Annotated in this window: 23 protein-coding genes and 1 pseudogene; 7 read left to right on the plus strand and 17 right to left on the minus strand. The window is 74.3% G+C overall.

Annotation, left to right across the window (positions count from 1 at the left end; all coding sequences use genetic code 11):
* Positions 1-38: 38 nt before the first annotated feature.
* From IF37_RS0124415 to sigE, 5 genes are all read right to left on the minus strand, one after another.
* Positions 39-704 carry a hypothetical protein gene (locus IF37_RS0124415; protein WP_030746357.1) on the minus strand — a complete coding sequence of 222 codons (666 nt, stop codon included), beginning with the start codon at positions 702-704 and terminating at the stop codon, positions 39-41.
* Positions 705-944: 240 nt separating this feature from the next.
* On the minus strand, positions 945-1,403 hold the full coding sequence (locus IF37_RS0124420; RefSeq protein WP_030746359.1) for a sec-independent translocase: 459 nt from the start codon (positions 1,401-1,403) through the stop codon (positions 945-947).
* An 86-nt stretch (positions 1,404-1,489) separates the two neighbouring features.
* The gene (locus tag IF37_RS39645) at positions 1,490-3,412 is read right to left on the minus strand and encodes a trypsin-like peptidase domain-containing protein (protein ID WP_253915835.1); all 1,923 of its coding nucleotides are present in this window, start codon (positions 3,410-3,412) and stop codon (positions 1,490-1,492) included.
* Between the two features lie 431 nt (positions 3,413-3,843).
* Positions 3,844-4,743 carry a zf-HC2 domain-containing protein gene (locus tag IF37_RS0124430; RefSeq protein WP_030746362.1) on the minus strand — a complete coding sequence of 300 codons (900 nt, stop codon included), beginning with the start codon at positions 4,741-4,743 and terminating at the stop codon, positions 3,844-3,846.
* Positions 4,740-5,453 carry an RNA polymerase sigma factor SigE gene (gene sigE, locus IF37_RS0124435; protein ID WP_079165860.1) on the minus strand — a complete coding sequence of 238 codons (714 nt, stop codon included), beginning with the start codon at positions 5,451-5,453 and terminating at the stop codon, positions 4,740-4,742. Before sigE ends, IF37_RS0124430 begins: the two co-directional genes overlap by 4 nt.
* Positions 5,454-5,687: 234 nt before the next feature.
* Here sigE and IF37_RS0124445 point away from each other — a divergent pair, with 234 nt between their 5' ends.
* Positions 5,688-6,386: an O-methyltransferase gene (locus IF37_RS0124445; protein WP_079165861.1), complete on the plus strand. Its 699-nt coding sequence runs from the start codon at positions 5,688-5,690 to the stop codon at positions 6,384-6,386.
* 87 nt (positions 6,387-6,473) lie between these two features.
* On the opposite strand, the gene IF37_RS42430 is transcribed toward IF37_RS0124445, so the two are convergent.
* The gene (locus IF37_RS42430) at positions 6,474-6,641 is read right to left on the minus strand and encodes a DUF3117 domain-containing protein (RefSeq protein WP_018544333.1); all 168 of its coding nucleotides are present in this window, start codon (positions 6,639-6,641) and stop codon (positions 6,474-6,476) included.
* A 372-nt stretch (positions 6,642-7,013) separates the two neighbouring features.
* Here IF37_RS42430 and IF37_RS0124455 point away from each other — a divergent pair, with 372 nt between their 5' ends.
* Complete coding sequence (locus tag IF37_RS0124455; protein ID WP_030746368.1) at positions 7,014-7,817, plus strand: enoyl-CoA hydratase/isomerase family protein; 804 nt, start codon at positions 7,014-7,016, stop codon at positions 7,815-7,817.
* An 84-nt stretch (positions 7,818-7,901) separates the two neighbouring features.
* On the opposite strand, the gene IF37_RS0124460 is transcribed toward IF37_RS0124455, so the two are convergent.
* The gene (locus IF37_RS0124460) at positions 7,902-8,489 is read right to left on the minus strand and encodes a DNA-3-methyladenine glycosylase I (protein ID WP_030746370.1); all 588 of its coding nucleotides are present in this window, start codon (positions 8,487-8,489) and stop codon (positions 7,902-7,904) included.
* A complete protein-coding gene (locus tag IF37_RS0124465) occupies positions 8,486-8,851 on the minus strand; it encodes a DivIVA domain-containing protein (RefSeq protein ID WP_030746372.1) in 366 nt (121 codons plus the stop codon). The genes IF37_RS0124460 and IF37_RS0124465 overlap by 4 nt, the downstream gene beginning before the upstream one ends.
* A gap of 137 nt (positions 8,852-8,988) precedes the next feature.
* On the opposite strand from IF37_RS0124465, the gene folP reads away from it, so the two are divergent.
* Positions 8,989-9,849, plus strand: a complete 861-nt coding sequence (gene folP / locus IF37_RS0124470) for a dihydropteroate synthase (RefSeq protein ID WP_030746374.1) — start codon at positions 8,989-8,991, stop codon at positions 9,847-9,849.
* Between the two features lie 120 nt (positions 9,850-9,969).
* Here folP and IF37_RS0124475 read toward each other — a convergent pair whose 3' ends face one another.
* Both IF37_RS0124475 and dapE read right to left on the minus strand, forming a co-directional pair.
* On the minus strand, positions 9,970-10,728 hold the full coding sequence (locus IF37_RS0124475) for a TIGR00730 family Rossman fold protein (RefSeq protein ID WP_030746376.1): 759 nt from the start codon (positions 10,726-10,728) through the stop codon (positions 9,970-9,972).
* A gap of 113 nt (positions 10,729-10,841) precedes the next feature.
* Positions 10,842-11,921 (minus strand): succinyl-diaminopimelate desuccinylase, encoded by a 1,080-nt coding sequence (gene dapE / locus IF37_RS0124480; protein ID WP_030746378.1) that lies wholly within the window; start codon positions 11,919-11,921, stop codon positions 10,842-10,844.
* Positions 11,922-12,016: 95 nt separating this feature from the next.
* Between dapE and IF37_RS0124485 the strand changes: the two genes are divergently transcribed.
* Complete coding sequence (locus IF37_RS0124485; RefSeq protein ID WP_173456978.1) at positions 12,017-13,009, plus strand: heavy metal transporter; 993 nt, start codon at positions 12,017-12,019, stop codon at positions 13,007-13,009.
* Positions 13,010-13,293: 284 nt separating this feature from the next.
* Complete coding sequence (locus tag IF37_RS0124490) at positions 13,294-13,746, plus strand: hypothetical protein (RefSeq protein WP_030746384.1); 453 nt, start codon at positions 13,294-13,296, stop codon at positions 13,744-13,746.
* A gap of 108 nt (positions 13,747-13,854) precedes the next feature.
* On the opposite strand, the gene IF37_RS0124495 is transcribed toward IF37_RS0124490, so the two are convergent.
* Together IF37_RS0124495 and fdxA are read right to left on the minus strand one after the other, a co-directional pair.
* Positions 13,855-14,952 (minus strand): bifunctional succinyldiaminopimelate transaminase/glutamate-prephenate aminotransferase, encoded by a 1,098-nt coding sequence (locus tag IF37_RS0124495; RefSeq protein ID WP_030746386.1) that lies wholly within the window; start codon positions 14,950-14,952, stop codon positions 13,855-13,857.
* A gap of 120 nt (positions 14,953-15,072) precedes the next feature.
* Positions 15,073-15,393, minus strand: a complete 321-nt coding sequence (gene fdxA / locus IF37_RS0124500; protein WP_030746389.1) for a ferredoxin — start codon at positions 15,391-15,393, stop codon at positions 15,073-15,075.
* A gap of 140 nt (positions 15,394-15,533) precedes the next feature.
* Here fdxA and IF37_RS0124505 point away from each other — a divergent pair, with 140 nt between their 5' ends.
* Together IF37_RS0124505 and IF37_RS0124510 are read left to right on the plus strand one after the other, a co-directional pair.
* The gene (locus IF37_RS0124505; protein ID WP_079165863.1) at positions 15,534-16,613 is read left to right on the plus strand and encodes a GNAT family N-acetyltransferase; all 1,080 of its coding nucleotides are present in this window, start codon (positions 15,534-15,536) and stop codon (positions 16,611-16,613) included.
* Positions 16,614-16,620: 7 nt separating this feature from the next.
* Positions 16,621-17,487 (plus strand): SirB1 family protein, encoded by an 867-nt coding sequence (locus IF37_RS0124510; RefSeq protein ID WP_030746393.1) that lies wholly within the window; start codon positions 16,621-16,623, stop codon positions 17,485-17,487.
* A gap of 9 nt (positions 17,488-17,496) precedes the next feature.
* Here the strand turns inward: IF37_RS0124510 and IF37_RS0124515 are convergent, their stop codons facing one another.
* The 5 genes and pseudogenes from IF37_RS0124515 to IF37_RS0124535 all read right to left on the minus strand — a co-directional run.
* A complete protein-coding gene (locus tag IF37_RS0124515; RefSeq protein WP_030746395.1) occupies positions 17,497-18,111 on the minus strand; it encodes a response regulator transcription factor in 615 nt (204 codons plus the stop codon).
* A 10-nt stretch (positions 18,112-18,121) separates the two neighbouring features.
* The gene (locus IF37_RS0124520) at positions 18,122-19,300 is read right to left on the minus strand and encodes a sensor histidine kinase (RefSeq protein WP_030746398.1); all 1,179 of its coding nucleotides are present in this window, start codon (positions 19,298-19,300) and stop codon (positions 18,122-18,124) included.
* On the minus strand, positions 19,297-20,037 hold the full coding sequence (locus IF37_RS0124525) for an ABC transporter permease (RefSeq protein WP_030746400.1): 741 nt from the start codon (positions 20,035-20,037) through the stop codon (positions 19,297-19,299). Before IF37_RS0124525 ends, IF37_RS0124520 begins: the two co-directional genes overlap by 4 nt.
* Positions 20,034-20,963, minus strand: coding sequence for an ABC transporter ATP-binding protein (locus IF37_RS0124530; RefSeq protein ID WP_030746403.1), 930 nt, complete (start codon positions 20,961-20,963; stop codon positions 20,034-20,036). Before IF37_RS0124530 ends, IF37_RS0124525 begins: the two co-directional genes overlap by 4 nt.
* Positions 20,964-21,136: 173 nt before the next feature.
* Positions 21,137-22,528: pseudogene (locus IF37_RS0124535) on the minus strand (hypothetical protein); the annotation flags it as partial.

Genomic DNA, 22,528 nt, shown 5'->3' on the forward strand with positions numbered 1-22,528 from the left:
GGCCGCCGCGTGGTCGCGGTGGCCCCCCGGTCACTGCGCTAGGCGTAGGCGGTGATGTCCTTGACCACGGCGAAGCCGAGGCCGTACGCGCTCATCCCGCGCCCGTACGCCCCCAGGTGCACCCCGGACTCCGTCGTACCGGCGAGCACCCAGCCGTACTCCGACTCCCGGTAGTGGAACGAGGCCGCGGCCCCGTCCACCGGCAGCGAGAGCCGGGACCACTCCGGTCCGTCGAGGTCGTCGGCGAGGGCCCACGCCGTCTCGGTCTGCTGGTCCAGCCAGTCGTCGCGCAGGCTGTGGTCCATCTGCCCGGGCCAGGTGAACGACAGCAGCCCCACCCCGGCCAGCCAGGCCGCCGAGGACACCGACGTGGCCTCCAGCAGCCCCGTTCCGTCGGCGCTGCGCCGGGACGGCTGCGCGGCGACGGTCACCACGACCGCGAACCTGTCCCGCTGCTCCCCGGCGGAGCCGGTCTCACCGCGCACCGAGGGCTCGTCGCCGTGCCCGATCGAGCCGTGCTCGACGGCTCCGTCGGCGGCCGTGCCCACCTGCATCAGCCAGCGGGGTCCCGTGAACGCCTCGTCCAGCCCGTACCACGGGAAGGGCGCCCTCAGATAACCGTCGATCGTGCGCCGGGCAGAGGGGAGCTGTTGTCCACCCTCCGCGGCCGGCGCCTGCGCGCCCACCCGACTCGTCGTCTCCATCTGCCCGGACGCCTCCTCGCTCTCGTCGGACCGGGTGGCCCGCCCCCCTTCGGGCGTACGCGTCCGGACCGCACAACAACTCGGCAGCATATCCACACCGCTGACGGCGGCAGGGCAGGCACTGCATGCGTGGGTCGCGTGAACGGCCTGTTCAGGCCGGGTGCGGAGGGGGTGCGCTATGACGCGCGTCACGTGCGCGGAGTACGCCCGTGTGCGCGTGTCGCCGGGGAGGAGCGGTGCTTACGTGGCGTCCGCGTCGAAGGGCGGGCGGTCGGTGTCGTCGGGCGCCTGGGGCTTCTTGGTCATGTCGACGCGCCCGCCGGAGGAGGCGGGGGAAGAGGACCCCGAGGCGGAGGCCGAGGGGGACGCGTCGCCGTCGCGGCTGTTGACCGCGTCCGTGACCTCGGCCATCTCCTTCTTCAGGTCGAACCCGTTGCGGATCTCCTTCAGCCCCAGGTCCTCGTTGTCCAGCTGCTTGCGGAGGAACGTCTTGGGGTTGAGGTCCTCGAACTCGAAGTCCTTGAACTCCGGACCCAGCTCGGTGCGGATGTCCTGCTTGGCGCTCTCCGAGAACTCGCGGATCTTCCGGATCGTGCGCATGACGTCCTGGATGACCTTGGGGAGCTTGTCCGGGCCGAAGACGAGCACGGCGAGCACGATGATGGTCACCAGCTCCAGTGGCCCTATGTCATTGAACACCTGATGCTCCCAGTGCGATGTCCTCGGTCGCTCAACCGTACCCGGCGTTCCCGTCCGACCGGTACCGCCCCGAGGTGAGACTTCTGTCAGTTCTGCTCCGACTCGCCCAGCACGAGCGACACCTCCCGCTCCGTACCGCCGCGTGCCACCGTCAGCCGCAGCCGGTCGCCGGGGCGGTGGGCGCGGATCTTGACGATCAGCTCCTCGCCGGTGTGCACGCGTTCCCCGTCGACGTCGGTGACGACGTCACCCGCCTTCAGTCCGGCCCGCTCGCCGGCGCCGCCGACGGCCACGGCGGGGCCGCCGCGCGCGCTTTCGTCGTCGATCCGGGCGCCGTCGCCGCCGTAGCCCATGTCGAGGGTGACGCCGATCACCGGGTGCGTGGCACGGCCGTCGCTGATCAGCTCCCGGGCGACCCGCCAGGCCTGGTTGACCGGTATGGCGAAGCCGAGACCGATGGAGCCGGCCTCACCGCCACCGGCGTCGGAGCCGCTGCCCGCGGAGCGGATGGCGGAGTTGATGCCGATGACCTGGGCGCGGGAGTCGAGCAGCGGACCGCCTGAGTTGCCCGGGTTGATGGGGGCGTCGGTCTGGAGCGCGTCGACGTAGGCGACGTCGCTGCCGTCGCTCTTCTCCCCGCCGGCCGTGATCGGCCGCTCCTTGGCGCTGATGATGCCGGCGGTGACCGTGTTGGCGAGGTCGAAGGGGGCGCCGATGGCGACGACGGGGTCGCCGACCTGGACGGTGTCGGAGTCACCGAGGGGCAGCGGGGTGAGTCCGTGGACGCCGCGCACCCGGACGACGGCGAGGTCGTAGCCGCTGTCCCGGCCGACGACCTCGGCCTTCACGGTGTCGCCGCTGCTGAACGTCACGGATATCTCGCCGTCCGGCCCGGCGGGCTGGACGACGTGGTTGTTGGTGAGGATGTGGCCCCGGTCGTCGAGGACGAAGCCGGTGCCGGTGCCCGCCTGGTCGGCCCCCCGGACGTGCAGCGTGACCACGCTGGGCAGGGCGCGGGCGGCGATCCCGGCCACGCTGTCCGGCGCCCGGCCGGCGGGCACGCCGGCGGCCCGCGGCAGCCGTACGCCGTCGCCGAGGCCGTCGCGTGCGACGTAGGCGCCGGCGATGCCGCCGACGCCCGCGGAGACGACGGCGACGGCGAGGGTCCAGCCGGCCAGGTGCCGCCAGGCCCGGCGCCTGCGCTGCGCGCGCGTCGGCACCTTGGCCCCGGTCTGCTGCAACGGCCCCCGGGCCGACGCCTGCTCCTCGGCGGTCCCGGCGGCCCAGGGGTCGTACCGGCCCCAGGGATCACCCCCCTGCGCCCCGGAACCGCCGGGCGGCACCGCCGCGGACCCGGCGGCCACCGGCGCGGGCGCGTGGGGCGCGGGCCCGGGAACCACCGGGGCGGACACGGCACCGGGAGGCAGGGGCCCGGCGGCCACCGGCGCGGGCGCCTGCGCGTGGGACGCGGACGTGTCGGCCGGGGTCTGGGGCGCGGACAGGGGCACCGGCGGGGCGACGGCAGGGGGTACGGCGGAGGGCGGCGGCAGGGTGACGGGCGCGGGTACGGCCGTGCCGTGCGCGGGGGCGGCGGCGGAGGCGACCGCCGGGTGCTGCACCGGCGGCGCGGGCGCCCAGGGGCCGGGCCGGCCGTAGGGCGGGGTGCTGTACGGATCGGGGTCGTGCAGCGGCCTGGGCCGCTCGCCGCGCTCCGCCCCGGCGGTCCCGGAGGCCGTGTGCGCCACGCCGTCGACGGCGACGGGGTCCCTGGCCACCACGACGGCTGCGCCGGCCGCCGGAGCCACGTCCCGACCCCCGTCGGCACTCGCCCCGGACGTCACGACCGCGTCCCGGACCCCGGCGACAACCTCTCCGGCCCCCTGAGCCACCTCCCGGCCCTCGACCACGCTCTCCCCGGAGGGCCTGGCCGCGCCCGGGACCCCGGCGGCGGCCTCTCCAGCCCCCTGAGCCACACCGCTGCCCGCAACGACGTTCTCCCCGGGCGTCACGACCGCGTCCCGGACCCCTGTGGGGGTCTCCGCCGTCGCGGTGAGCCTCTCCCCGTCAACACCCGCACCCGCGGCTGCCGTCGTATGGGGTCCGGCGTCGCTGCCCCCCGTGCTCGGGTTCCCGTTCCCCTGCGGCGTCACGGAGTGGGCGCGGGGCCGTGGTGGGGTCGGTGCGGCGAGTTCGAAGTCGCCGGCCGTCCCGGTGGCCTCCCGTGCGGCGCTCTCGGTGCGGTCGGCCGGTGTCGTCCCCGCCGCTCCCTCCGGTTCGCGTGCCGGCGGGACGCGGTTCCCCTCGTTCATGCTCTCCCCAGGGCCGGGCCGTGACCGGGTGCTGCCACGGTCACGGGACATCGTCTGCCGCCCCGGGTCGGCGCCGCGGGCACGGTCTCACAGGATCTAACCAGGTTCGCGAGGGGCGGCGCGGCGACCGGTCAGGGCGACGAGGGGGAGACGGTGCCGTCGGGCAGGGAGGCGGACCAGTCGGCGAGGGGGAGGGCCATGGCCTCGTCGACCGGGCGTATCAGCGGCGAGAGGGCGGCCGCACCGGCGAACACCGGCGTGGTCAGCCCGCGCACCGCCTCGGTGCGGGACTGTCCGTCGGCCGGGGCGGGCACCCCGGGCAGCAGCGGCGCGGACAGCGTGGTCGGGACCACGGGGGCGGGGCCGAGCAGCGCGCCGCCCTGGGCGAGCAGCGGCCCCACCGGGCGGCGGCGCTGGCTGTCCGGCGTGGCCGCTCCCCCGCCCGCCGAGCGTGCCGGGATGACGTTGCTGCCGGCCCCGGAGCCACCGCGGGCGTCCGCGGCCAGGTCGCCGGGGAGGACGGTGGTGACGCCGCCGAGGGCGACCGCGGCCAGCGACACCGCGCCGGCGGCGGCGAACGCGAACCGCCGTCCGCGCGAGGCGGAGCGGCCGTCGTCCGGGCGGGCGACGGGATGGATGCGGAAGCCGCCGTCCTCCGGGCCGCCGGGCGTGCGGGCGGGGACGTACCCGAACGGGAGGCGCTCGTCGCGTCTCACTCCGAAGGGTCCCGGGCCGTCGCCCCCTAGCGGTGGCGTGCCGCCGCCGTCCGGGTCACCTCCCTCGGAGAGGCCCTGGAGGCGGGCCAGGAAGCTCGCCGAGGGCGGGGGCGGGGCCGCCTCCGCGAAGACGTTCTTCAGTGCGCGCTGGGCGTCCGCCTCGGCCTTGCACCGGGCGCAGGTGGCCAGGTGCGCGAGGACCCGCTCACGCGTCTCATGACCGAGCTCCCCGTCCACCAGGGCGGAGAGCCGGTCTCCCAGGTGCTGCTCCGCGAGGTGCGCCTCCCCGGCGGATTTCGGTCGTGATCCACTCACGCGGTCGCGCCCCCTCCCCCCAGAGCGGGGACCCGGGACAGGAAGGAGCGCCGCTCGGCCGCGCGTGCCTCCGGGGAACGGTGCGCGAGCGCCTTGCGGAGCTGGGACCGGCCGCGGTGGATGCGGGAGCGGACCGTGCCGAGCTTCACGCCGAGGGTGGCGGCGATCTCCTCGTACGACAGTCCCTCGATGTCGCACAGGACGACGGCGGCGCGGAACTCGGGCGCCAGGGTGTCGAGGGCCTGCTGGACGTCGGCGTCGAAGTGCGCGTCGTTGAAGAGCTGCTGCGGGGTGGGCTCACGGCTGGCCAGGCGCTCGGCCGCGTCCTCGCCGAGGGCGTCGAAGCGGATGCGCTGCTTGCGCCGGACCATGTCCAGGAAGAGGTTGGTGGTGATGCGGTGCAGCCAGCCCTCGAAGGTGCCCGGCGAGTACGTCGACAGGGAGCGGAAGACGCGGACGAAGACCTCCTGGGTGAGGTCCTCGGCGTCATGCTGATTGCCCGTCAGGCGGTAGGCGAGGCGGTAGACCCGGCCGCTGTGCGTGCTGACGATCTCGTCCCACGTGGGCGGAGTCCACGCCTGCCCGTCCGCGTCGGTGGCGAAGGTCGCGGTCTGGGTCTCGCCCGCGGCGAACCCGGAGGCGTGGCTGTCAGCTGCGGTGTCGGTCACGGATTTCGGCCTGCCCGCCGACCCGAGGAAGCGCCGCAGCACTCCGCCCCGGTCCCCGGGCGCAGCCGCACCTCCCCTGTCGGCTCTGGTGGTGTCCAGTGGAGCCCCTACCATAGCCACCTCGCCCGTTAGCTCCGGATAAGCGGTTTTACGAGAATTTGATACATGCTGATACGGCTCATGCGGCTGCGTCAGCAGTTGCTCGGCGCGCTGCTCCACCTCTCGCCCCCCGTCGCATCCGCGGTCACCGGCTCATCCCTCTAAACGCCCGGGCTCATCTGCGGGTTCCCGGCGCCAACGGATACAGTCACGCCGAGGCAACCGCGGGGACAGGAGAGGGTCATTACCGGCAACCGGCAGACGAGCTGGGCGTTCGCCGACGCCTTTGTCGCCGAGGACGACGCGCTGCACTGGGCCCGCGACCGCGCCCGGGAGGCGGGGCTGCGCTCGGTGTCGCCCAGCACGGGCGCCGCGCTGCGACTGCTCGCCGCCTCCGTGGACGCGAAGGCGGTCGCGGAGATCGGCACCGGCTGCGGGGTGTCCGGCATCCACCTGCTGCACGGGATGCGGCCGGACGGAGTGCTCACCACGGTCGATCCGGAGCCGGAGCACCAGCAGTTCGCCCGGCAGGCCTTCCGCGGCTGCGGCTTCGCCAGCAACCGGGCCCGCTTCATCCCCGGCCGCGCCCTGGACGTGCTCCCGCGCCTCGCCGACGCCGGCTACGACCTGGTCTTCTGCGACGGTGACCGGCTGGAGTACCCGGACTACCTCGCTGAATCGTTGCGTCTGCTGCGGCCCGGCGGCCTGGTGGTCTTCGAGGGGGTCTTCGCGAGCGGCCGCACGGTCGACTCCGGGCCGCAGCCGACCGAGGTGCTGCGGCTGCGGGAGCTGCTGCGCACCGTGCGGGAGAGCCAGGAGATGGTGCCGTCGCTGCTGCCGGTGGGCGACGGGCTGCTGTGCGCCGTCAGACGGTGACCGGGGGCCCCGGCGACCCCCGGAACGCGGCTGTCCCGGCACCGCGTACGATGCCGGGACAGTCGCAAGGACAGGATCTCTGGGACCTCAGACGACGACCTTCTTGAGGGCGTCGCCGAGCGCCTCGGCCTCATCAGGGGTCAGCTCGACGACGAGTCGACCGCCGCCTTCGAGCGGAACGCGCATGACGATGCCCCGCCCCTCCTTGGTCACCTCGAGCGGGCCGTCGCCCGTCCGCGGCTTCATGGCCGCCATGCTCGTTCCCCTTCCTGAAACCAGCTCATCGTCTGCCGACAGCCCACGAGGGCACCCCGCCATCCGGAACGGACACGCGACACGGCATCGAACACATTGCTTCCCAGCCATTATCCCGCATCGCAGGACCCGAAGACCAACATCAGTCGGCATCGCTTGGGCAACGCGCGCGAGCAAAACCACCCAATTCGGGGATCTGCCTGCGATACTTCGCCGCCCCGCGAGGATTCGCCGCCCCGCCGCCACCTGCTTTTCTTTGACGCAGGTCACACGTCCGGTCCGGTCGGCGGGCGGTGATCTCCGTCATGCTGTCCTCAGACGTGGACGTACCGAGCGGTACGTCACCAGCCGCGACACCGGAGGGGATACGCCATGGCCGACACCGTGCTCTACGAGGTGGGCGACGGACTCGCGACGATCACGCTGAACCGCCCCGAGGCGATGAACGCGCTGGACATCGCGACCAAGGTCGCCCTCCGGGAGGCGGCGGAATCGGCGGCCGGCGACACGGCCGTACGGGCGATCCTGCTGACCGCCGCCGGGGACCGGGCGTTCTGCGTGGGCCAGGACCTCAAGGAGCACATCGGGCTGCTGGCCCGTGACCGGGAGACCGGGGCCGGGCAGACGATGAGCACGGTCAGGGAGCACTACAACCCGATCGTGCGGGCGCTCGCCGGGGCGCCCAAGCCCGTGGTCGCCGCGGTCAACGGCGTCGCGGCCGGGGCCGGGTTCGGCTTCGCGCTCGCCGCGGACTACCGGCTGGTCGCCGACACCGCCTCCTTCAACACCTCGTTCGCGGGCGTGGCCCTGACCGCCGACTCCGGCATCTCCTGGACCCTGCCCCGGGTGATCGGCCCGAGCCGCGCCGCCGACCTGCTGCTGTTCCCGCGCAGCATCAGCGCCCCGGACGCGCTGGAGCTGGGCATCGCCAACCGGCTCGTGCCCGCCGCCGAGCTGCGCGCCGAGGCCGCGAAGGTGGCGCGGAAGCTGGCCGAGGGGCCGACGGTGGCGTACGCGGCGCTGAAGGAGTCGATGGCGTACGGGCTGACGCACTCGCTCGACGAGACGCTGGAGAAGGAGGACGAGCTCCAGACCCGGGCGGGGCGCTCGGAGGACCACGCCATCGCCGTGCGGGCGTTCGTGGAGAAGCGGAAGCCGGAGTACCTGGGGCGGTGACGCCCCGCCGGGGCCGCGCCCCCGTGCGGCCCCGCACCCCGCCGCGGCCCCAAGCCCCTCACACGGCTCCCCCGGGCGGTGCTCTCAGGCGGCGCCCCTCGCCACGCAGGTCTCCAGGTGGTCGTCGACCAGGCCGCACGCCTGCATGAGCGCATAGGCGGTCGTCGGGCCGACGAACCTCAGCCCCCGCTTCTTCAGCGCCTTCGACAGGGCCGTCGACTCCGGGGTCACGGCGGGGACGTCGGTCAGGGTCCGCGGGACCGGACGGGTGGCCGGGTCGGGGGCGTGGGACCAGATCAGCTCGTCCAGAGCGCCCTCGGGCCAGTCGGCCAGCAGCCGCGCGTTGGCGAGCGTGGCGTCGATCTTGGCCCGGTTGCGGATGATGCCGGGGTCGGCCAGCAGGCGGTCGCGGTCGGCTTCGGTGAACGCGGCGACCTTCTCGACGCGGAAGCCGGCGAAGGCCGCGCGGAACCCCGGGCGGCGGCGCAGGATCGTGATCCAGGACAGGCCCGACTGGAACGCCTCCAGGCTGAGCCGTTCGAACAGGGCGTCGTCGCCGTGGACCGGGCGGCCCCACTCCTCGTCGTGGTACGCCACGTAGTCGTCGGTGGACAGGGCCCACGGGCAGCGCAGGGCGCCGTCCGGCCCGGGGACGGCGGCCGTGCTCGTCATCGCCCGTCCTCCCGGCCCTCGCCCTGGTCCGGCCGGATGTGCCGGTCGTGCGCCGCGGCGGCCCGGGCGCCGGCCAGCGCGGACTCCAGGCCGGTGATGCGGGCGTCCCGCTCGGCCAGTTCGGCGGCGAGCCGGCCGAGCGCGTCGTCGACGTCGGCCATCCGGTAGCCGCGGGGCGCGACCGGGAAGCGCAGGCTCTCCACGTCCGCGCTGTCCACCGGGCGGTCCGCGGGCAGCGGGTCCTGGAGCCGCTCGGGCGCCGCCTCGGGCAGCGGGCCGCTCTCCCCGCCGCCGATCACGCCCAGCGTCACCGCGGCGACCACGACGGCCAGCGCGACGACCAGGAACAGGAACATCATCATCGCCTCAGGGTCCCCACGCTCGTACCGGCCGCCGGGCCGGCAGCGGAAACTGTCAGGCTCCGATCGTGCCATGCGAGTGGGGCGGTTAGGGTCACAGGCGGCCGCACAGCGGGACGCACTACGAGAGGTCACAGCGGATGCTCAGGCTGGGCAGGCGGGAATTCGGGCCGCGGGAACCGGTGATCATGGCGATCGTCAACCGGACGCCGGACTCCTTCTACGACCAAGGAGCCACCTTCCGCGACGAGCCGGCCCTGGACCGGGTGGCGCGGGCGGTGGCCGAGGGCGCCGCGATCATCGACATCGGCGGGGTCAAGGCGGGTCCCGGCGAGGAGGTCACGGCGCGGGAGGAGGCACGCCGGACGGTCGGCTTCGTCGCGGAGGTACGGCGCCGCTTCCCCGATGTGATCATCAGCGTGGACACCTGGCGGGCCGAGGTCGGCGAGGCCGTCTGCGAGGCGGGCGCGGACCTGCTGAACGACGCGTGGGGCGGGGTCGACCCGGGGCTCGCTGAGGTCGCGGCACGCCATGGGGTCGGTCTGGTGTGCACGCACGCGGGCGGGGCGCAGCCGCGGACCCGTCCGCACCGGGTGACGTACGACGACGTGATGGCCGACATCCTGGACGTGACCGTGGGGCTGGCCGAGCGGGCGGTCGCGCTCGGTGTGCCGCGGGAGTCGGTGCTGATCGACCCGGGGCACGACTTCGGGAAGAACACGCGGCACAGCCTGGAGGCGACGCGGCGGCTGGACGAGATGGTCGCCACGGGGTGGCCGGTGCTGGTGTCGCTGTCCAACAAGGACTTCGTGGGCGAGACGCTGGACCGGCCGGTGAAGGAGCGGCTGATCGGCACGCTGGCGACGACCGCGGTCTCCGCGTGGCTCGGGGCGCAGGTGTACCGGGTGCACGAGGTGGCGGAGACCCGTCAGGTGCTGGAGATGGTGGCGTCCATCGCGGGGCACCGGGCACCCGCGGTGGCCCGCCGGGGCCTGGCCTGACCCACCGGGGCACCATCCGCCCCCGCCGCCCTCGCCGGCCCCTGCCCGCCCCGGGCCGGGACCGGCGGGAACCGGCGAGGACCGGCCAGGCACCTGCGCGGACCGGTAGCCCGACGGAACCTAGCGGCCCGCCTCCTTGGAGACCAGGGCCACCGCCTCCTGCACGTCGTCCGTGACGTGGAACAGGAGCAGGTCCTTCTCCGCCGCCTTGCCCTGGGCGACCACCGTGCTGCGGAGCCAGTCCACCAGGCCGCCCCAGTACTCGCTGCCGAACAGCACGATCGGGAAGCGAGTGACCTTCTGGGTCTGGACCAGGGTCAGGGCCTCGAAGAGTTCGTCGAGGGTGCCGAGGCCGCCGGGGAGGACCACGAAACCCTGCGCGTACTTCACGAACATCATCTTGCGGACGAAGAAGTACCGGAAGTTCAGGCCGATGTCGACGTAGGGGTTGAGCCCCTGCTCGAAGGGGAGCTCGATGCCGAGGCCGACCGAGACGCCGCCCGCCTCGCACGCCCCCTTGTTGGCCGCCTCCATGGCACCCGGGCCGCCGCCCGTGATGACCGCCCAGCCGGCCTCCACCAGTCCCCGGCCGAGCCGCACGCCCGCGTCGTACTCGGGCGAGTCCACCGGCGTCCGCGCCGAGCCGAACACGCTGATGGCGGGCGGGAGTTCGGCGAGCGTGCCGAAACCCTCGATGAACTCGGACTGGATGCGCAGCACCCGCCAGGGGTCGGTGTGCACCCAGTCGGTGGGGGCGCGCTCGTCCAGCAGCCGCTGGTCGGTGGTGCTGGCGGTGACCTGGCCGCGCCGCCGGAGGACCGGTCCGAGCCGCTGCTCGTCCGGCGGCTGCTTCTTCCCCTCGGGGTTCCCGGTAGCCATGTGCGCTCCCTCCGCTCGCCGGTAGTTCGGTCTCAGCCTAGGGCCGGCCGGGTCGCGGAGCGGGGACCCGCGCGTGTCCGCCGCGCGTGCGTCCCGCGGGCCCGGCCGGCCGCTTACGCGGTGAGCCAGTTCCGCAGGCGCTCCTCGCCCGCCAGGATCTTCGCGGTCTCCACGCGCTCGTCGCGCTTGTGGGCCAAGTGCGGGTTGCCGGGGCCGTAGTTGACCGCGGGGACACCGAGCGCGGAGAAGCGGGACACGTCGGTCCAGCCGTACTTCGGCCGCGGGGTGCCGCCCACCGCCTCGATGAAGGCCGCGGCGGCCGGGTGGGAGAGGCCGGGCAGCGCGCCGCCGCTGTGGTCGTCGATCACGAACTCCGCCACGCCGCAGTCCGCGAACACCTCGCGGACGTGCGCGACCGCCTCCTCCTCGGTGCGGTCGGGGGCGTACCGGAAGTTGACCGTCACCACGCACTCGTCGGGGATGACGTTGCCGGCCACGCCGCCGCCGACGGCCACCGCGTTCAGGCCCTCGCGGTACTCCAGGCCGTCGATGACCGGCCGGCGCGCCTCGTAGGAGGCCAGCCGGGCCAGTATCGGCGCCGCCGCGTGGATGGCGTTGGAGCCCATCCAGCCGCGCGCCGAGTGGGCCCGCTCGCCCTCCGTCCTCAGCAGCATCCGCAGCGTGCCCTGGCAGCCGCCCTCGACCTCGCCGTCGGAGGGCTCCAGCAGGATGGCGAAGTCGCCCTCCAGCCACTCCGGGTGGGCCTCGGCGATGTGCCGCAGCCCGTTGCGCTCCGCCTCGACCTCCTCGTTGTCGTAGAAGACGAAGGTCAGGTCGCGGTTGGGGGCGGGGACCGTGGCGGCGATGCGCAGCTGCACCGCCACGCCCGACTTCATGTCACAGGTGCCGCAGCCCCACAGCACGCCGTCCTCGTCGAGCCGGGAGGGGACGTTGTCCGCGATCGGGACGGTGTCGATGTGGCCGGCCAGGATGACCCGCTCGGCGCGGCCCAGGTCCGTACGGGCGATCACGTTGTTGCCGTACCGCTCCACGGTCAGGTGCGGCAGGGCGCGCAGGGCGGTCTCGATCGCGTCCGCGAGCGGCTTCTCGGTGCCGCTCACGGACGGGAAGTCCACGAGCCGCGCGGTGAGCGTGGCGGCGTCCAGCGTGAGGTCAAGCGAGGTGTCGGCCATGCCACCGACCCTAGCGCGCCGCGCGCGGGGGGCGGCCCGGACCTGCGGCGCGGTCCGCCGCCGGGGGTCCGGCGGGGCTCCAGTACCTTGTACGCGTGCCAGAGCCGTCCCCTTCCCGTACCCGGCGACGCGGTCGCCTCTTCCGTTACGCCGCGGCCCTGTTGGTGCTGTGCGGTGTCGCCGCCTACCTCGTGGTGCAGTACGTCACCGGAGGCGGCGGAGCGCACGGCTGCCAGGTGGTGTCGGCCTCCGGCGACGGGGCCTCGTACGATTTCACGCCCGAGCAGGCGGCGAACGCGGCCACCATCGCCGCCGTCGGCACCGGGCGCGGGATGCCCGAGCGGGCCGTGACGATCGCGCTCGCCACCGCCCTCCAGGAGTCGGAGCTGCGCAACATCGAGCACGGCGACCGGGACTCGCTGGGCCTGTTCCAGCAGCGGCCCTCGCAGGGCTGGGGCACCGCGCGGCAGATCATGGACCCGGCGTACGCGGCGGGCATCTTCTACGCGCACCTGGCGAAGGTGCCGGACTACTCGGGCCTGCCGCTGACGGTGGCCGCGCAGCGGGTGCAGCGCAGCGGCTACCCGGAGGCGTACGCCAAGCACGAGCCGGACGCCACGCTGCTGGCGGCGGCCCTGACCGGCCGGGCGGCGGCCACGCTGACCTGCGACGGGCGTCCGCAGCGCACGGCGTCGGCGACCGGCCCGGCCGCGGTGCGGGCCGCGCTGGTGCGGGACTTCGGGCGGGACGCGCTCCAGGAGACCGGCGCCGTGGTGGGCGGTACGCCCGTGCCGTCGCCGTCCCCCTCTCCGAGCGTGACCGCGACCGCGCGCGGGCGGACGGTGACCGTGCCGGTGACCGGGGGCGCGGGGTCGGACGCGACCGGGCGCGACGAGCGGACGCGGGGCTGGCAGCTGGCCCAGTGGGCGGTCGCCAACTCCTCGGCCCTGCACATCGAGCGGGTGTCGTACGCGGGGCGGGAGTGGACCGTGGGCAGCGACAGCGACGAGTGGCGGCCGGCCGGCCCGGCGGGGGCCGGCGGGGCGGAGTCGTCCGTGGGCGCGGTGCGGATCGTGGCCGGACAGTAGTACGGCGGATCACTCCGGCGGGTTGTCCGCCGCCCGGCGGCCGGGCCGGGCGGGTGAGCGGCGGACCGGGCGGGGAATCCCTTGTGCGTCAAGGGCCGTAAGGATTCTGCGCGCCGCCGGACAGATGTTCTTTGCCCGTTTTTATCCACACCTGATAATGCGATGCGTTATCCATTCTTTACCTGGGGCGTCCGCAACCTTCGCGGGCTTCGAGCGGTAGTCACGGCGTCCGAGCCGGACACGGACTCGGGCACACACCGTTCTCTCCCGTCGAATGGAGCATCATGTCCCTCCCCCTGACCCGCCGGATCGCCCGTGCCGCGCTGCTCGTCGCAGCGGGAGCGGCTGCCGGGGTCGGTGCGGCCGGCTCCGCCGGTGCGGCCACGAACCTGCCGGCGTCCACCCCGGACCTGGGCGGTCTGACCGCGCTGGACGGGGCGCACGTCGGCAACACCGCCGACGGTGCCGCGCGGAACGTCACCTCGCTCGCGGGCACCGCGGGCGGCAAGGCGGTCCGGCAGGCGGTGCCGGCCGCGGGCCGGACCGGCGGCGCCGCCGTGAAGAAGGCGGCGCCCGTGGCGCAGAAGGCCGCCGGGGAGGCGGCCGGGACCGCGGGCGGTCTCCTCGGGGACGCCGCCTCGGGCGCCACCAAGGGCGGACTGCCGACCGACTCGCTCACCAAGGGCGGCCTGCCGACGTCCTCGCTGCCCACCAAGGGCCTGCCGCTCGGCGGCTGAGACCCGGCTCGCGAAGGCCGACGGGGTTCAGGGACGTCCCTGAACCCCGTCGGCCTTCGTCCGTGCGCCCCTGGCCGCGCCGAAGCGCCCGGGTCCGCTCCGTCGCGGCTACGCCGTCAGGCGGGACACCGCCGCCCGTACGCGCTCGTCGGTCGCTGTGAACGCCACGCGTACGTGCCGGTCGCCCGCCTCGCCGTAGAAGTCCCCCGGAGCCACCAGGATGCCCAGCTCGGCCAGGTCGGCGACCGTGGTCCAGCAGGACTCCTCGCGGGTCGCCCAGAGGTAGAGGCTCGCCTCGCTGTGCTCGATGCGGAAGCCCCGGGCGAGCAGTGCCGACCGCAGGGCCTCGCGCCGGGCCGCGTAGCGGGCGCGCTGTTCCTGGACGTGGGCGTCGTCGCCGAGGGCGGCCACGACCGCGGCCTGGGTCGGCGCGGAGGTCATCATGCCGCCGTGCTTGCGGATCTGGAGCAGCGGGTGCAGGACCTCCGGGTCGCCGGCGACGAAGGCCGCGCGGTAGCCCGCCAGGTTGGAGCGCTTGGAGAGGGAGTGGACGGCGACGATGCCGTCGTGGGAGCCGCCGTTGACGTCGGGGTGCAGGACCGAGACGGGGTCGGCCTCCCAGCCCAGCTCCAGGTAGCACTCGTCGGAGAAGACCAGGACGTCGTGGGCGCGGGCCCAGGCGACGATGTCCGTCAGCTCCCGCCGGGACAGGACCTTGCCCGTCGGGTTGGACGGGGAGTTCAGCCAGAGCAGCCTCAGGTTCGCCGGGTCCAGGTCGCGCGGGTCGTCGTAGACCTCGTACTCGGCGCGGGCGAGGCGGGCGCCGACCTCGTAGGTCGGGTAGGCCAGGCGCGGGTAGGCGACCTTGTCGCCGGGGCCGAGCCCGAGCTGGGTCGGCAGCCAGGCCACCAGCTCCTTGGAGCCGACGACCGGCAGGACGTGCCGGTGGGTGATCCCGCGGGCGCCCAGGCGGCGCTCCAGCCAGCCCGTGATCGCGTCGCGCAGGGCGGGGGTGCCCCAGACGGTCGGGTAGCCCGGCGAGTCGGCGGCGTCGATCAGGGCCTTCTGGACCAGCTCGGGGACCGGGTCGACGGGGGTGCCGACGGAGAGGTCGACGATGCCGTCCGGGTGGGCCGCGGCCGTCTTCTTGTACGGCTCCAGCTTGTCCCAGGGGAAGGTGGGGAGCCGGTCGGAGACTGCGGACACGGGTATCAGGCTCACTTTCGTACGGTGCGGCGAACGCCTCGGTCCCGTCCGGCCGTGATCGGGTGATCGGGCCGTACGGGACCGAGGCGGCGCGGTCGCGGCCGCTTGGCGCTCAGACCGTCACTCGCCCTGCGGCGGCAGCGCGGCGACGAAGGGGTGGTCACGCTCGATCAGCCCCAGCTTGCTGGCGCCGCCGGGCGAGCCCAGCTCGTCGAAGAACTCGACGTTCGCCTTGTAGTAGTCCTTCCACTCCTCGGGAGTGTCGTCCTCGTAGAAGATCGCCTCGACCGGGCAGACCGGCTCACAGGCACCACAGTCGACGCATTCGTCCGGGTGGATGTACAAGGACCGCTGGCCCTCGTAGATGCAGTCGACCGGGCACTCCTCGATGCACGCCTTGTCCTTGACGTCGACACAAGGCTGCGCGATGACGTAGGTCACGCTGTCGTTCCTCCTCGATAGGGCGCTGGCGGGCCTCCTCAGGCTCCGCCGCCTGGCGCGCGGGAGCGCGGCGTCGTCGATGCCCGCCCCTAGTATCTCCGTTCCGGAGCATGATCCGAACAGGAGGGGTGAACTCACCGGTGGAAATCTCGGCGACAGGACGTCCGGAAGTCCGAATCACCCCGGCTGACGTGGGGAAAAGGGTCTCTGTACGGCGGTTGGGCGAACCCGGTTCCGGGCCGGAGAAGTTCACTGACACGGTGGGTGTTCTCACATCATGGGACGGTGGCGTGCTCATGATCACACGGCGCGACGGGGAAAGTGTCGGAATCCCCGAATCCGTGCTGGTGGCGGGGAAAGTGGTGCCGCCCGCCCCGGCGCGTCGCCGCGGTCCCGCCGCCACCTACCCGGAACTCGCCCGGGCCGCCGCGCGCGCCTGGCGGCCGGTGGAGAGCGAGCGGCTCGGCGAGTGGGAGCTGCGGGCGGCCGGCGGATTCACCCGGCGGGCCAACAGCGTGCTGCCGCTGGGCGATCCCGGAACCGGGCTCGACGCGGCCCTGGACGCCGTGCGGCGCTGGTACGGCGAGCGCGGCCTGCCCGCCTACGTGCAGACCGCGACCGGCGCCGAGGGCACCCAGGAGCTGCTCTGCGCGGAGCTGGAGCGGCGCGGCTGGGTGCGGGAGGTGAGCGCCGAGCTGTGGACCGGTGCCCTGGCTCCGGTCGCGGACCGGGCCCCGGGCGCGGGCGTCGTGCTGTCCCGGACGGCGGACGAGGCGTGGCTCGCCCGGTACCAGCGCAAGGGGGTGAGCGAGGTGGCCCTGCGGGTCCTCCAGGGAGGCTCGGGCGGCGGGGCGGAGCCGTCGGTGTGGTTCGCCGCCGTGCCCGGTGCCGGGCCGGGCGAGCCCCCGGCGGCGATCGGGCGGTGCGCCGTGGACGGCCGCTGGGCCGGGTTCGCCGCCGTCGAGGTGGACCCCGACAGGCGCCGGCAGGGGCTGGCCACCGAGGTGATGGCCGCGCTGGCCCGGCGCGCACTGGACGAGGGCGCCTCGGCGGCCTGGCTCCAGGTGGAGGCGGACAACGAGGGCGGCCGGGCCCTGTACCGCGCGCTCGGTTTCCTGCCGCACCACGCCTACCACCACTACCGGGCGCCCGGGGAGCCGGGGACGCCCTCCGGTTCCGCCCGGCCCGGACGCCCGTGGAACTCCCGTGGAAGGGCATGAGCCTGCCATGCGTCACCCGTATCTGCCGCCCCCGTACCCGCCCGGCCCCGAGCGCTCCGCCGAGCTGCGACGGCGGTTCGCCGAGGAGTGCCGGAACGACCGGCCGGACCTGTCCGCGCTGTGCCTGCTGATCGGCGCGGAGACGGACGGCTCGCTGGACGAGGCCGGCATCGACGCCGCGCAGGCGGAGCTGGACCGGCTGGCGGGCGAGCTGCCGTACCGGCCGGGCGGCCCGCGCGCGTGGGCGGAGGCGATACGGCGGCTGCTCGGCGACCGCCACGGGTTCCACGGCACGCCGGGCGACTACCAGCGGCTGGAGTCCTCCCTGCTGCACGAGGTGCTCCGGCGGCGGCGCGGGCTGCCGATCCTGCTGTCGGTGGTGTGGCTGGAGGTGGCCCGCCGGGCCGGCGCCCCGGTGTACGGGATCGCGCTGCCGGGACACTTCACGGTCGGGTTCGGGACGGCGGCCGAGCAGGTGCTGGCCGACCCCTTCGAGGGCGGCCGGGTGCTGACCGGGACGGACGCCGAGCTGCTGGTGGCGGGGGCCACGGGCGCGCCGCTGCGCCCCTCGATGCTGGAGCCGGCACCCCCGCTGGAGGTCGTGCAGCGCGTCCTGAACAACATACGGGCGTGGGCGGCGGCGCGGCCGGAGCGGTCGGACGTGGCGCTCAGGGCCGTGGAGCTGGCGCTGCTCATCCCCTCGCACCCGGCGCGGCTGCGCTACGAGCGCGGGCAACTGCTGGTGCAGCGCGGGCAGTTCACCGCGGGCGCCGAGGAGCTGGAGCACTACGCGGATCTGATCGAGGTGGTGGACGAGCCGGCCGCGCGCCAGGTGCGGCAGGAGGCCGGGACGGCCCGCGCCAAGCTCAACTGAGCCGGTGCGTCACAGCCAGCCCTTGTCCCGGGCGGTCCGCACCGCCTCCGCCCGGTTGCGCACGGCCAGCTTCTGGATCGCCGTCGACAGGTAGTTGCGGACCGTGCCCTGGGAGAGGTGCAGGGCGCGGGCCAGCTCGGCGTTGGTGGAGCCGTCGGCCGCCGCGCGCAGCACCTCGCGTTCGCGTTCGGTGAGCGGGTTCGCGCCCTCGGCGAGCGCGGCGGCGGCCAGGGTGGGGTCGATCACCCGCTCGCCGGCCAGCACCTTGCGGATCGCCTCCGCGAGCTGGGCGGCCGGGGCGTCCTTGACGAGGAAGGCGTCGGCGCCCGCCTCCATGGCGCTGCGCAGATAGCCGGGCCGGCCGAAGGTGGTCAGGACCACCAGCTTGACCCGCGGGAACGCGCGGTGCACCCGCGCGGCGGCCTCGATGCCGGTGCAGCCGGGCATCTCGATGTCGAGCAGCGCCACGTCCACACCGTGCGCGCCGACGGCCGCGAGCACCTCGTCGCCGCGCGCGACCTGGGCGACGACCTCGATGTCGTCCTCCAGGCCGAGCAGCGCGGCCAGCGCCTCGCGGACCATCGACTGGTCCTCGGCCAGCAGGACCTTGATCATGCTCGTCATGCCCGGGATCCTACGTCCGCCGGTCGGCCGTGGGCACGCGCGCGACGAGCCGGAACCCGTGCCTGACCCGGCCCGCCTCCAGCACGCCGCCGGCCTTCTGGAGCCGTTCGGTCAGACCGGTCAGACCGTTGCCGGGGCCCTTTCCCGAGCCGCCCGCCCCGTCGTCCTCCACGCGGAGTTCGAGCATCGGTCCGTCCAGGGTCTGGCGGCGCGACAGCTCGACCGCGCAGCGGTCGGCGCCGCTGTGCCGGACCACGTTGGTGACCGCCTCGCGCAGCGCCCAGGCGAGGGCGGACTCGGCCTCCTCGGGGACGCCGGCCAGGTCGGGCTCGGCGGGGACCTCGGCCCTGACCCCGGCGGCGGTCAGCGCGACCTGGGCGCCGGCGAGTTCGGCGGCGAGCCGGGGCCGCCGGTAGCCGGTGACCGCCTCCCGGACGTCGACCAGGGCCTGCCGGCTGACCTGTTCGATGTCGGCGACCTGCCGGGCCGCCTGGTCCGGGTGGCCGGGCAGCATCCGGCCGGCCAGCTCGCTCTTCAGCGTGATCAGGGAGAGCGAGTGGCCGAGCAGGTCGTGCAGGTCGCGGGCGAGGCGCAGGCGTTCCTCGTTGGCGGCGAGCTGGGCGACGGTGGCCCGTGCCTTGCGCAGCTCGATGGTGGTGCGGACGAGCTGGCCGACGCCGCTCATCGCGAACCCGATGAGCAGGACGAGCACGACCAGGCCGCGCGCCTCCGCCTCGTCGGAGCGCAGCCCGATCAGGTACATCACCAGGGCGGACGCGGGGATGGCCCAGTAGGCCGCGCGCAGCGGCAGGGTGGCTCCCCAGGCGACCGACAGGTAGACGAACAGGCCCAGCCAGGCGCTGCCGAGGGTGACGGCCAGGACCGGCGCGAGCACCCCGAGGACGCCGCCGAGGACGAGCACGACGCGCGGGGAGAACGGCCGGCCGATGTTGCGGAAGACCAGCGTCAGGTAGACCCCGACGAAGACGGCGAGCCCGGCGGAGCCGGCCACGGTGGCGCCGGTGGAGTGCCGTCCGCTCACCAGGTCCTCGACCGGGGAGCTGAGGAAGACCAGCCAGACCCCGATCCACAGCGACTTGACCAGCAGCTCGCGCCGGTTGCGGGGCGGCCACCCGACGGTGGTGTGCCGCGGCGTGCCGGTCTCCCGGTCCTCCGTCGTCGTGCTCACGCCTTCAGCGTGTCCTTCCGGTACAGCCAGGCCGCGCCACCCGCGAAGAGGACGAAGGAGACGGCGAGGACGGCGAGGTCCCGGGCGTGCGGTGCCCGGCTCTGTTCGATCGCCCGCCCCAGGGAAGCGTACGCGTGCGTGGGCAGCCACTCGGCGATGTCCTGGAGCCACCCCGGGAAGGTGGTGGTCGGCATCCACAGGCCGCCCAGCAGGGACAGGCCGAAGTAGACGATCATGGTGATCGGGCGGACCGCGTCCCCGGTGGCGAGGTAGCCGATGGCGACGCCGAGCGCGGCGAAGACCAGGCTGCCGGCCCAGATCGCGCCGCTCAGCGCGAGCCACTGCCAGGCGTCGAGGCGTACGTCCTTCACCACGGCGGCGACCACGAACACGATCACGATGGACGGCAGGCTGACCACGGCCGCGCCGGCCGTCTTGGCGAGGACGTAGCCGCGCCCGGGCAGCGTGGTCAGCCTCAGCTGCCGTACCCATCCGCTCTCGCGCTCCTTGGCGATGCGCTCGCTGTTGCCCATCAGGACGGCGGTCAGGGCGCCGAAGGACGCCATCGAGACCATCATGTACGTCGGCAGGGTCAGGCCCGTGCCGTCGACCTCGGTGTGGGTGTCGGCGTTGCCCGCGATCAGCAGGAACAGCGCCGAGGGGTAGACCACCGAGAAGAACAGGAACTTGCGGTTGCGCAGGGCGCGGACGAGTTCCAGCTTGATCAGGCTGTTCACGGCTGCTTCGCCTCCTCGGCGGCGGTGATGGCGACGAACGCCTGCTCCAGGCCGAGACCGGAGACTTCGAGGTTGCGGGGGTAGACGCCGAGGCCGTACAGGGCGTGGACGGTCGCGTCGGCGTCGGCGGACTGGATGCGGACGGTCTGGCCCGAGACGTCGATCCCGGTGAGGAACGGCAGGCCGCGCAGGGCGGCCTCGTCGATCTCGCCCGCCAGGTCGAAGGAGACGCGGCGGGCGCCCGCCCGGGCCTTGATCTCGGCGGCGGTGCCGTCGGCGAGCAGCCGGCCCCGGTGCAGCACCAGGACCCGGTCGGCGATGGCGTCGGCCTCTTCCAGGTAGTGGGTGGCGAACAGCACCGTGCGGCCCTGGTCGGCCTGTTCGCGCATGGTGGCCCAGAACGCCTGGCGGGCGGAGACGTCCATGCCGGTGGTCGGCTCGTCCAGGATGATCAGGTCGCTGTCGCCGGCGGTGGCGAGCGCGAACCGGACCCGCTGGGCCTGGCCGCCGGAGAGCTTGTCGACCTTGCGGTCGGCGATCTGCGCGATGCCCGCGCGTGCCAGCACGTCGGGCACCGGGTACGGCCGCGGGTGCAGCGAGCAGGCGAGCCGGACGAGTTCGGCGACGGTGACCCCGTCCATCAGCCCGCCGCTCTGGAGCATGGCGCCGACTCGGCCGGCCGTGATCGCCTCGCGCGGGCCGGTGCCGAACAGGCTCACCGAGCCGCTGTCGGGGTGCTTCAGCCCGAGGAGCAGGTCCAGGGTGGTGGACTTGCCGGCTCCGTTCGGGCCGAGGAGGGCGACGGTCTCGCCCGGGTCCAGCCGGAGCGAGAGGCCGTCGACGGCCCGCACGCTCCCGTATGTCTTGGTCACCTGGTCGAACCCGACCACCGGGGTGGTGGTGGCCGGTGCCGCTGTCGTCGTCATGGCACCCATGGTCGCGGCGCGGGCCGGGTGCCGGGCAGTGTCGGGGGTCCCGAGTGCCGGATGACAGATGTCATACGGACCGGGTGACGGTACGGCGACGGGGGCGCCCCCTGGCGAGGACGCCCCCGTGGCCCGGGCGTCCTCGTCGTGGAGGCGCCCCCGGTGCGCGGTGTCTAGCTCGGGTCGGTGTCGATGATCCCGACCCGGTTGGTCTCGCTCATCAGCGCCGGGCGCAGGGCGGCGTAGACGTCCTGCGGGGTGACGGCCGTCTTCTTGCCGTTGCCGCGGGTGATGAGGACCCCGTCGAACGCCTGGCCGTAGAGCTGCTGGAGGGCGTTCAGGTCGGGCTTGTCGACCAGCTTGCCGTCGACGGCGGTGACCTTGAGGAACTTCCACAGCGAGTTCTGCGGGCTCAGCGGCACGGAGTGCGCCGGGTCCGTCTGCACGGTGACCCGGCCCGACATCGCGGGCTTCGCGAACTCCTTCATCATCCGGTCGACCTCGGCGTCGGAGACCGTCGGCTGCCTGGTGGTGCTCGGCACGGCGACCGGGGCCGCGTTGTCCGTCTCCACCAGCGTGCGGTAGGCCTGTTCGACCGCCTGCGTCGACCGGGCGGCGTCGACGGCCTTGCCCGCCTTGCCGTAGACGGCCACGGCCCGGCCGGACTTGAACTCGATGGTGCCGTCGGTGGCCGCGCCCGCGCCCGAGCCGCCCCCGGCCTGCCGGAGGGCGGCCTGGAGCTTCTCCTCGTCCACCGGCATGACCGGTTCGACCACGCGCTTCTGCCCGAAGAGGGAGCCGACGACGTGGACCGGGTTGTAGTCGCTCTTGGCGGCTGCGCTCGCCGTGGCCTGGTAGTCGAACTTCAGGCCCGCGTTCTCCGGGGTGAGGGTGACGGTCTTGCCGCCCACGGACAGCTTCAGCGGCTTGTTCGCCCGGCTGCCGAAGGCGTCGTCCAGCTTCTTGACGGCGTCGTCGCGGGTGCCGCCGCCGATGTCGAGACCGAGCACGGTGGTGCCCTTGGGCACGTCGGTGTGGTTCATCAGCAGTCCGGCGCCGTAGGCACCGCCCGCGATGACGATCACACCGGCGACGAGCAACACCAGTTTGCTGCGGCCCTTCTTCTTCGGCTTGGCCGCCGCCTTGGGCGCGGGGGCCGCGGGCTTGGCCGCCGCGGGCGCCGCCGGTCCGGAGCCGGGGGCGTCGAACGGGGACTTGCCCGCGCCGGGGACGACCGGCATGCCGCTGGTGACGGTCTGCCCGGAGACGTTGCCTGCGGCCGGCGGGCGGTAGCCGGGCGTGCCCTCGGGGGCGGGCTTCTGCGGGGTGAGGATCGCGGTGTCGTCGCTGAGCCCGCCGCCGGGGCCGCGTCCGGCGGGGCCGCCGGGCGCGTCGAGGCCGGCGAGGTCGGTCAGGGCGCTGCGCGGCGGGGTGCCCTGGGCGGCGAAGCCGGTGCCCGCGGGGCCGTCGAAGGGCTCGCCCGCTCCGCTGCCGGGACCGCCCGCGGCGGGCGGGACGAGAGTGCCGTCGCCGGTGACCGGGCCGCCGGTGGGGCCGGCCGGGCC

The sequence above is a fragment of the Streptomyces sp. NRRL S-31 genome (genome assembly GCF_000718775.1).
Classification (GTDB): domain Bacteria; phylum Actinomycetota; class Actinomycetes; order Streptomycetales; family Streptomycetaceae; genus Streptomyces.